This window comes from Bradyrhizobium sp. 147 (genome assembly GCF_023073935.1).
In the GTDB taxonomy this organism is placed as follows: Bacteria; Pseudomonadota; Alphaproteobacteria; order Rhizobiales; family Xanthobacteraceae; genus Bradyrhizobium.
The window spans coordinates 1-10,505 of sequence record NZ_JADPKL010000037.1; the positions used below are offsets into that span (position 1 = coordinate 1).

Sequence of the window (10,505 nt, forward strand, 5' to 3'; positions counted from 1 at the left end):
TGCCCATCCCTGCTGGCCTCCGTCCAGCCAGCATGGTGAATCAGAAACAAGCTGATTTGGGAATCCCAATCGATTCAACCTAACCCCATCCCGCTTTAGCAGGACCCGGAGATGTCGCCTTGTAAGTTGGTGAGGCGAACACGGCCAACTGACTTGCGGCTACTGCGGCATTTAGCTTTGTAATTTCATCGCAAAGCAAGGTGAAAAGTTTGTCCGGGTGATCTGCTAAATCGATAACGACAAACTCATGCGACCCGGAAGGAAAAAGCCGTTTGACCAGCTGTTTGCCAATGCTGCGAGTTCGCGACGCCGGCTTTGGATTCCCGACAACCGAAGATATTTGGATCATTAACGACCTGAAGCTGCCACGGTTTACTGACAGAGGCCGAGCAAGCAGCTAAGCTTACGTATCGAGACCTGCGTCTGCCAATCCGTCGGGATTTTTGGGCCCGACGGGACCGCGACAGCTCATGTCGCAGCTTTAGGACGCACCATTTGCAGTTCGTGTCAAGGCTTCTGAAGAGCAACAGAGCTGTGGTCGCGAGAGGCTGGCAAGATTGTGCGATGCTCTTCATCCTCTCGCGATGACGTTGAGCGAGCGTCTTACCCTGCTGCCAAACCGATCGCAGTATCAGCAAATTGCTGGCACAGATGCATACATGCGCTACGTCGCGCACGAAGACCGCCTTGCCGTTGGCTGTCTTGATCGGAAATCATTGATTGCGAAAACGCGTCCGGACTATTCTTCGTTGAGATCAAGCCACACAGCCGCGAGCCCTTTACAACACATGCCGGAGAGCGCGCAAGCCAGATCTGCTCTCTGCAATGCAGTCCCCTCGAACAGAAGGTCCTAAACAACGCTTGCGAGATCGTTCGAGGTGACCGCGCGTTCCGAAAAGAAGGGGACATCAATGTCTTCGAACATCACTATCAGCCGGCCTACTACGCGCAGTTCTCCGGACTGGATTCTTACAAAGCTTTCGCTGCCCTGAGACTTCTTGCGGCTTGCAAGCATGTCTCGATTATGAGGGAGAAATGGCTTTGCTGGCTCTAGGGCACGCTTACGTAGGGGGCCTCCGCTTCACCCGCTTGATGGTTCCGGAAAACGTGAGCAACAGCCGCTCGCCGGATTTCAGTTCACCTCGGACAAAGATCAGCGAGCCGCCCGCGCGGGTGACATGGCCTGTCGCCTCGATCAACTCATCCTCGCGCGCCGCGTCAAGGAACTCGCTCGACAGGGAGACTGTAACTCCGCGACCATGCAGCACGAGCCCTGCGATGGCAAACAAGCAATAGTCTACAAAGGCCATCAGGCAGCCGCCATGAACGTTTCCATAGCCATTAAGGTGCCTCTTCTGCGCGCGGAAGGCGCAACGTACCGTTCGATCCGCATCCACACGATGCCAAAAAGGACCGCTCTGGTTTAAGAAACTATCGAATGTCCAAGTGCGCCAGCCCTTGAACTCGCCCTCAGTTGCTTCATGGAGATCGGGACGTGTGAGCAGGGCTGACTTAGTGATGTCCTTCAAGTCATTCACTTGGGACTCCGAATGTCTACACTGAACCTTCTGCCATGGGCTGCCTGTCAGGAGACACCGCGCTTCCATGCCCCGGGCCTTTCGAAAGTACAGTTTGGTTATACTCTGCTTTCCACCTTCTTGAGCTGCTGACGCAGGACGCGCGTTGCCTCTTCATCGATTCGCAGATCTTTTCCTGCCAGAACAACTCCGTAGTCTGCCTCCGCCTTTTCAGGGCTCACCATTCCGTCGAGGACATCGTTTAGAACCTCCTCCGCAGGCCGCAAATAGGGCGATCCGAACCCGCCTCCGCCGGCGGCATTGATCGTGAGTGTCAAGGGGAGCAGCCTTTCGACCCCGAAGCGAGGTGGCGCGTAAGACGAACCATCGTCGAATTTGATTGAACAGCTTCCGGTCCCCGCGGCATGTCCGCCCAAAACGCCAAAGGACGTCGGATTGCCGTTGCCCTCGCCGCGGAAAGAATACTCTGCAGGGTACTGCACTTTGACAATTGCTACTGCCCCGGTGCCGCCGCGGTAGCGGCCGGGACCGCCACCATCGGTGACAAACTCTTGACGCTCAACAAGGAACGGATAGCTGGTTTCGAAATCCTCGACCTCAGGTAATGCAAGACCGCCAAGCGTAGTCATTTGCCCCAGCACGTTAAAGCCATCGCGGCCTTTGACCGCGCCGGCTCCAGGCTGTGCCAACCACTGATATGCAACGTAGTATCTTCCGCTGCCGTCAATCCCGGACGTATTGCAATGCGAGATCCGGCTCCAACCCGCGCAGCTTAATTCGGGGGCGGTCGGGCTCAATGCCTGCCAAATCGCGTGTATGATTTGATGAGCCGGATAGGTCGTCGCCGAGGTAACCGGGGCTGGCGGCTTCGCGTTGACCAGCGATCCTTCGGGGGCGTCGACGCGTACGCGGCGGAAGACGCCGTCGTTGCGGGGGATGTGTGCACCAAGAAACGAGATCAGCCCAAAGAGCACGGCTGAGCGCGTGTTCGCCAGTGAGCTGTTCTTGAAGCCACGCATCTGCGGACTCGTACCCGCGAAGTCGACGAGAAGTCCGTCTGCACCAACTGTGATGGCAGCCTTGATGCGAGCCTCAATGGGCTCAAAGCAATCGTGATCGAAAAAGTCTTCGCCTATGTATGTTCCTGGTTTCAGCTTGCCGATCGCCGCGAGCAAACTTTCCTCTGCCCAGTCGAGGAGCGACGCAAACAATTGGTTCAGCTCTTCGGCCCCCATTGGGGTCGCCATGTCTTGAACGCGCTTGGCGCCTATTTCGGTCGATCCCAGCATTGCGCGGAGGTCGCCATCGAGCAGGTCTGGAGTTCTGGAGTTCAGGAGGATCAAGCGCCAAAGATCATCCTGCACCTCTCCTTGCGCAACCAGCTTTATGACTGGTATGCGCAGGCCTTCGTGAAAGATCTCTTCGGCACTCGGATTGTACGTTCCGGCCGCTCCGCCTCCGATATCGGACTGATGCGCACGATTGCAGGTGAATGCAATCAGCGCGCCGTTCAGGAAGACCGGTCGCATGACGGTGAAATCAGGCAGATGATTACCACCAGCGACATACGGATCGTTCGCCAAGAAACAATCACCGGAATTGATACGTCCTTCAAAAGTCTCCAGGAGCCGCGTCAGCGCAATCCCGCCGCCGCCAGTATGAATTGGAATACCGTCCGCTTGGGAGACGACCTGGCCAGACCTGCTACCGATGAAGCACGAGAAGTCGTGCGACTGGCTAAAGATCGGGCTTCGCGCAGTGCGCGCCATAACCCAGCCCATGGTGCGACAAATGTGATCGAGTTGCTTCTGGCCGAGCGCCAAGCGGATTGGATCTATTGCCCTCATGCCTTGCCTCCTGGAGCCGGAACAGCCAGGCGAACGACAAAATTGTTCGTTGCGTCTACTTCCAACTTGTCACCCTTTCCAATGAATACCGTTGTCGTTATATCGTTGATGACTGCAGGACCGATAAGGCGCGCGCCTCGCCGCAGATCTGACCCTTCGTAGACACTTACATCTACCGCTCCGCTCTCCCGACTAACCACCATACGGCGCTGGCCCGAGGCGTGAGGAACGTACTCAGCAGCGGACATCTTCTGAATCGAAACTCCGGGAAACTGGCGCGATCCACTCACACGCAGCGCGCACGTCATGATGGGCGAATGCTTGTGAGCATGGCCATAGAGGAGACTATAGCGCTCCTCGTATTTCGCGATCATGTTGTCGATATGATTATCCGTCCACTCTATGGAGAGCTGAGACTGTTGGTCTAGATAATTAAGGTCAATGTGGCGCCTGAACTGCGACTGGCTTCCAGTGTCGCCGTAGGCCATGAGACGTGCCCGCAACCCGAATTCGAGCTCGTGCGCAACATGCTCCAAATCGGCAAGTGTGCCCTGATTAAAGGGGCGACGGATCGTTCGGACCTCGTCGAGGCGAATATCTGAGTTGAGCATACCGAAGGCACAGAAGACGCCCGCAAGCCGGGGTATGTAAACCGTCGAGCAGCCTAGACTCCGGCCCACCGAGCTCGCGTGCAGAGCTCCCGCCCCACCAACAGCGACAAGCGTAAAGTTACGAAGGTCAAAACCGCGCTCCGCACTAACATGCTCGACAGCATGGCGCAAATTCTGATCCATCAGCTCAACGATACCGAGAGCGGCCGCTTCGGGAGCAAGCCCGACAGTATCCCCATAGACGCGCTGCAGCGCCTGCCGGGCCGCCCCCTCATCAAGGTCAAGCGTGCCGCCGGCGAATGGTCCTGCTGCAAGACGGCTTAGAACAAGCTGAGCGTCCGTATTTGTCGGGTTCATTCCTCCGCGCCGATAACAGACCGGGCCCGGCATCGATCCGGCGCCATCAGGCCCCAGCGTGACCATTCCGCCGGCATCCAATCGTGCGATACTGCCGCCGCCGGCGCTCACGCTATGAATGTCCACGCTCGGCACGAGGGCGAGGTATCCCGCGATATCAATCCAGTCCGTCGAATGGACGCGTCCACCTTGCATCAAAGCGAGATCGCAGCTCGTCCCTCCCATCTCCAGAGAGATCAAATTGTCGGTGCCCGCCGTCGCTGCAACATGTCTCAGCGCACCAACTTGTGCGGCAGGTCCCGAAAGGAGGAGGCAGGCGGGATTCCGTGCGATTTCGTCAACGGATGCGATTCCCCCGTTGCTTTGAATAAGGAGCAGCGGACCGAATAGCCCGTTCTTCCGCAAAGTACCTTCCAGAGACCGCAAATAGGGAACGACGCGTCTTGAGACGTAGGCGGCGAGGACCGTTGAGGAGGTTCGACCGTACTCGCCTGCGTAGGGCGAAATTTCATGGGAGCAAAAGATCGAATCCCGATTCCAATCCGAAAGAAGGATTTCCATGGCCCGCCGCTCGTGCGCCCCATTGGCGTAGCTATGGAGAAAAGACACTGCAACACATTCGACGCCCGCAGCCTTCAATGCCGCCGATCCTGCCTTTACGTCACCTTCATCCAGCGATGTGAGCTCTCGCCCATCCTTGTCCAGCCGCCCGCCTACCGGCAAACGCCAGCGGCGCGGCACGAGCACCTTGGGAAACGGCGGACGATGGTTCCAGGGCTCTTCGCGGATGCCCCGCCGAATCTCAAGCGTGTCGCGGAAACCGTTAGTGGTGAGGAGCCCTACCCTCGCACCCTTGCCTTCGAGGACGGTGTTCGTCGCAATGGTCGAACCGTGTACGAGCATCGAGCAGCCGCCAAGCAGTTTGTTCGTGGTTAGACCAATGCGCCGACCAAGTCCCTCAAGTGCCGCCATCACACCGGCGGTCGGATCATCGGGCCTGGAAGCTGACTTGAGGACCTCAACCTGACCACGGGCGTCGATGGCCACGGCATCAGTGAAAGTGCCGCCGATGTCAATTCCAATCCGCCACGGCGCGACAAGCATTGGTCTCTCCGTTTCAGTGCTATGTGTCCGAACGACAGTCATTACGGAAAAAGGGCTCTCGTACGCTTGGCTGATTGCACAACATTCACGCCGATTGCCATGGCCGCCATGCGATGAGAGACACGGTCGCGTTTGGCGCGAGCAATGCCTTGCTGAAAGGACCGCTCGAGAATCCGGTATAGGCGATCGAGCAATTCGGCCTCCTCCCAGAATAGCCGCTGCAGATCTGCACCCATCCGAAATAGCTGATGATGACCCCGCCCGCATTACAGCGACGGTGATGCCTCCCTTTGCCCCGCCATAGGGAAGTCCCGCCAGCGCGCATTTCCAACTCATCCAAACAGCCAATGCGGCGACGTCGCCGATATCCACCGATGGAGCGAACCGGGTGCCGCCCTTCGTAGGCCCCAGCGTCGGGTGATGCTGTACCCGATAGCCCTGAAGGACTTCCGTTCGACCGTCGTCCCTGTGAATGGGGCAGGACCCTGCGATTGCGCGCTTCGGATAAAGCAGTCGATCCCTGTTCATTTCCGGAATCTGCAGATGATTGGCTACCTCCTCGAATTGCTGCCTCGCCATCTCAAAAACGGGACCGCCATAAATCGATCTACTCATCGTGACTGATCTTCATCGACTGGTATCTGAAACCCGGCCGGAGAGCTTGGCCTAGGAGTGGGGTTGATTACATCCAGGCCTTTCGGTGAGTCAGCCCAACGCACCGCGATGTGGTGCTGATAAACGTCCATCTGCAGTCTCATCTATTCAGGCGACAAAATGGCCGGCGCTCCACTGGCCATCGCGACAAGTACAAGAGGAGTCTCCAACATCGCCTAGAGACGAGATCTCCCGACTTCTCTTTCGGCAGGACAGATTTGATTTAGTGGCGTCCATGCACTCCCTCTCAAACAGCACCGAAGTCACGATCCAGAGTACCGTCGAAAAGCGAGATGGGAGGATGAGCTGATGGATCGGTCGTGACTTCGATCAACCAGGGCCTCTGCTCTGCCAGCGCAAGATCGAGCGCTTTGCCCAGATCACCCGGTGCTGAGACTACCGAGCCGCCGCATCCGCACGCACGCGCGATCCCAGCATGATCGACGGGCGAGAAATGGCAGGCTGTCGTGTAGCCGCCGAACTTCACCGTCTCTGCGTCTTTTTGAAATCCCAGAATGCCGTTGTTGAGCACGATAACGACGACAGGAACATCGCTACGGACCGCGGTTTCAAGCTCGGCCCAACTGTGCGCAAAGCCGCCATCTCCGACCAAGGCGACGACAGGGCTCGTGGGCCGCGCCAGCTTGGCGCCAATAGCAAGTGGCAGTCCCCAACCAATTCCCGCCAAACCGCGGGGAGTGATGAATCGCTGGCCTGCCGTTCGGCCACGCAGCTGGCCGACAACCCACATCGACGAGTAACTTGCATCGGCAACCACGATTGTTTCCGGCGTCAGGCGCGCCTGGAGTTCGTGCATCACGCGCTCAGGCCGGATTGGGCTTCCATTACTGCCCGAAAACACTGATCGCTCATGGTCGAACGTTTTCCAAGCCGCAGCGATACGTTTTTCCAAGCCGCCACGACTATCGCGACGCAATGAAAGATCAACCTGTTCGATCGAACGACAGAGTGCTTCCAGCGTTGCCGCGGCCTCGCCAACAAGACGCGTCGCCTCATAATTTCGTCCGATCTCCTGGGGGTCGACATCGATGTGGATGACGCGCGCATTTGCAGGAACTTGTCGCCAGCTGTCAGTCCCATTCTGGTTGGTGCGCGTCCCGACCAAGATAATAAGATCCGCGTCTTGGAGGATTGGCAGAGTGTGTTTGCCAAGCGAGCGAGGACCGACCAGAGCGCCAAGCACGCCTGCGGAGAGTGGGTGCGTTTCGTCCACCGCGCCTTTCCCCATATTTGTGGTAAACACCGGCAAATGAGCGATATCCTGAAACTTGGCTATTGCGGCAGCCGCGGCAGGAGATGTAACACCGCCCCCAGCGATGACGACGGGGGCCCTTGCGGCCGCAATCGATCCGGCCGCCGCCCGAATCACGTCCTCCTCGGACACGTCCGATCAATTGGCCATTCACCAAAGCTCGACCGGCGCTCGCGATTTGAAAGGAGGGCTTTTTCGCGCAACAGATCGGTCGGCAACAACAGGACAGCGGGCCCAGGCCGGCCGCTGCCGGCAGCGACAAAGGCTGCATCGACATAGTCATCGATACGATCTGCGGTAATGATTCGCCGCACAGATTTGGAGCAGGACGAAAACAGCGCGAAATGATTGAGCTCTTGGAACGCATTGCGGTCGAGCTGATTACGCTCGACCTCCTGCACAAGGGCGACGATGGGAATGCTCGCCTTGTATGCCTCGGCGAGAGGCGGGACGAGCAAGGTTGCCGCGGGCCCATTTTGAGCGGCAACGACGGCAATCTGACCTGAAACGCGCGCGAAGCCATCAGCCATCGCGCCACCCATGTTCTCCTGTCGGTAGGCGAGCTGTCGAATACCGATCGTTTCGCAAGCAAGAATGACGGATGACGGCAGGCTTTGGCCGAAGATCACCTTCACGCCGTGACGCTGCAAAGCGAGGGCAATACGCTGCGCAACTGTTACTTCGGTCACTTCAGCACCTCAATGCCCTCAAAACAGCTGCCGCGCCGCAGCTGATCAGATAACGCTTAGACAATAGGCGCGAACGCATGGCCATGGATCAAGGTTGTGAAGTTGCAATTGAGATCCAAGAACCGTCTGCCATCGATGTCGAAGACACAGCTGCCAGTTTCGCGTTCATTGTAGACCGGCTCTGGATCCCGCTCGATCGTGACCCGCGAGGCCCCGTCGGGAAAAACAAACCGTGCCCCGGCAAAGCTGCCTTTGGACCCCTGCCCTGTACGCGCAAACTCAGTCGTTGTATTCAAACTTGCCCGACCTCGTGTCACCATATTCTCGCCGATTTAGACATAACTCATGAGCTCCCATCTACCGGCAACGGGCTAAGCAGCCAGACAGCAGCGATCATCAAGTGAGCTTACACAACCTCTAAGCTGATCCCCTTCGATTTCAATTCTCATCCGGCCTGAATCCTGCGGATTTGAGCGCAAACCGATCTGTTTTCGTCGCTGACCAAGTGAAAGACTCCGAAGATGAAGCATTTCGCACAACGAATTGTCCAAAAGTTCTTTTCGCAGCGCGGCAGATTTTGCCTCGCCCATTGAAGCTATTCCGCACGATCCTTCCAACCCGGCTTTCAGCGCGTCTTCCGGTTCACGCATCTGACCCAGCGCGCAAGCTCGCGCTCAGGCGGCTGGGCTCGCGCGCAAGCGACTGCGCGCAGGCAAGACGGCTGCTACACCTGCGAATGGTATGTCGAGGAAGCATCCGTAGGCCGGCTGGTCGGCCGCATCCGTCGCCCTCGCCCCGCGGGGGGAGCCCCATAAGCGCGCCAATATCTGACACTTCCAAAAGGGCCGCCACGACATCGCAGATGACTCGAATAGCAGAGAGTTGGCTGGGAGACGCGAGCCTTCACACTTCGCCTCCAAAGTAGTGTCCCACGCCATGTCGGCTCGTCTGAAGACGGCATGAGGAACGTCCGGCCTTCCTTTCGCGAGCCATTGTAATCCTTCCGCCCGTTTCAGTTCCTCAATATCCGGATCACGATAGTACCGTAGCTCGGACGGTGTTTGCCGAGCAGGCAGCGATGGTGGTTGAACTCGACCGATTCCTGGACTTGCAGGTGTTGCGATAAAATGGATCGGCCGTCATTCCATGCGCCTTATAACTATTCCCACCAGCGGCAGGTCGGGACATCGTGACGCGCTCGGTCCGAGACGCCGCAAGCCCGCCGGCTGGAGCGAACGTTCATAAGCATGCTGTCTTGATTGTACGCGAAAGCTGGGGAACGGCTTAGACGGGCGCGAAGGATCCCGAGTTTTCTGCTCTCAGCTGATTGGCGGTGCGCGAACGCACTAAGCAACCCGTGGACGCCATCAAGTGTTTGCGGCGACGTTTCTCCGCCAGCTCGCGCAAGAGCAATCGCGGCAATATCCACTGGAGCTGCAAGGCGAACATGGAAGTAGAGTGCCGCAGGCTGGCTCTCCTGCGGCCCGCCGGCCATATTTGCGGCAAAGTTGAGTGCGTTCGCAATCAACCAGTATCAAGACTGGCCAAAACCGCCGCTGAGGCCGTGGCGCCGAAAACACCGATCGTTCGGGTTCTAAGGAAAGCTGTTTGCATAGGCCTGCGGCACCTGGTGAGCGATCAGTCGAGCTTGGCTTTTTAGCTTTGGACCATTTTGGGCGATCGTGCCGTCGTGAGTCTCGCGTACAGGCCCTGGCGCGCCCAGCGCTCGCGCCAACGTCGTCGAAAGTGCCAAGGAACTAGAGTTCGACGCGGAAAGGATGAGCGTCGGAGTTCTGCTGGAGCCAGACGGGCCGTCTCGAGCGCCATAGAAAGTTTCGGAGTCAATCCCTCCGCTCACCAGTGCGTTTACCAGATGAGGCAGCCGCACTTTACGCCGGACGGACCGCGAGAAGTTGGCTCGAGCCTCGTTTATTCGGTGCTTCTCGCACGTGAGTCGGTCAATGCGGATTCGCGGGACTGACGCCCGCCCCCTCGGGGTAAGCTCGCTCTACTGCGTCGCGCCGGGCGTGGGTCTTGGAGTCGCGGCCGCTCCGGGCCGCACCCGCCGCATAGCTGGCCGGCCCAGACCCGACCGTCTGCACCACGCGGGCTTTATGAAAGAGTTCGGGGGTCCAGTTCGGATAGTGATAGAATGCCTTGTTCGGCTGCCCAAGATCCCAGCGCGTCAGCCGTGGACCATCGATTCCGAAGAACTGGCCGGTGACCCCCGAGGCAAGATCCGAGGCGAGCCAAGCGACAAGAGAGGGAGGCGTCTTCGGGTTCGTAGTAGCCAGATCGCACGCGGTCACATCGTCACCGGTGTTCCTTAGGTAGTCGATCGTTAATAAGCCGAATTGGGCTGAACTGGACAGTTGAGCGTTGGCCAGAGTGAGAGCAGGAAGAGGGACAAAAGGTCTCTGAGCCAAGCCAGG

5 protein-coding genes and 2 pseudogenes are annotated in these 10,505 nt (G+C 58.2%); all 7 read right to left on the reverse strand.

From position 1 onward, the window contains the following. Positions 1-1,061: 1,061 nt before the first annotated feature. Positions 1,062-1,529, reverse strand: coding sequence for a PaaI family thioesterase (locus IVA87_RS09180; protein ID WP_247333414.1), 468 nt, complete (start codon positions 1,527-1,529; stop codon positions 1,062-1,064). Between the two features lie 107 nt (positions 1,530-1,636). Continuing rightward, on the reverse strand, positions 1,637-3,385 hold the full coding sequence (locus tag IVA87_RS09185) for a hydantoinase B/oxoprolinase family protein (protein WP_247333413.1): 1,749 nt from the start codon (positions 3,383-3,385) through the stop codon (positions 1,637-1,639). Next, positions 3,382-5,457 carry a hydantoinase/oxoprolinase family protein gene (locus tag IVA87_RS09190; protein WP_247333415.1) on the reverse strand — a complete coding sequence of 692 codons (2,076 nt, stop codon included), beginning with the start codon at positions 5,455-5,457 and terminating at the stop codon, positions 3,382-3,384. Before IVA87_RS09190 ends, IVA87_RS09185 begins: the two co-directional genes overlap by 4 nt. A gap of 41 nt (positions 5,458-5,498) precedes the next feature. Next, complete coding sequence (locus tag IVA87_RS35325; RefSeq protein ID WP_346658348.1) at positions 5,499-5,693, reverse strand: hypothetical protein; 195 nt, start codon at positions 5,691-5,693, stop codon at positions 5,499-5,501. A gap of 49 nt (positions 5,694-5,742) precedes the next feature. After that, a pseudogene (locus tag IVA87_RS09195) lies at positions 5,743-6,072 on the reverse strand (Glu/Leu/Phe/Val dehydrogenase dimerization domain-containing protein); the annotation flags it as partial. Positions 6,073-6,358: 286 nt separating this feature from the next. Further along, positions 6,359-8,073 (reverse strand): annotated as a pseudogene (locus IVA87_RS09200) (acetolactate synthase catalytic subunit). A 1,958-nt stretch (positions 8,074-10,031) separates the two neighbouring features. Next, a partial coding sequence (locus IVA87_RS09205; RefSeq protein WP_247333416.1) for an SDR family oxidoreductase occupies positions 10,032-10,505 on the reverse strand: 474 nt, incomplete at its 5' end.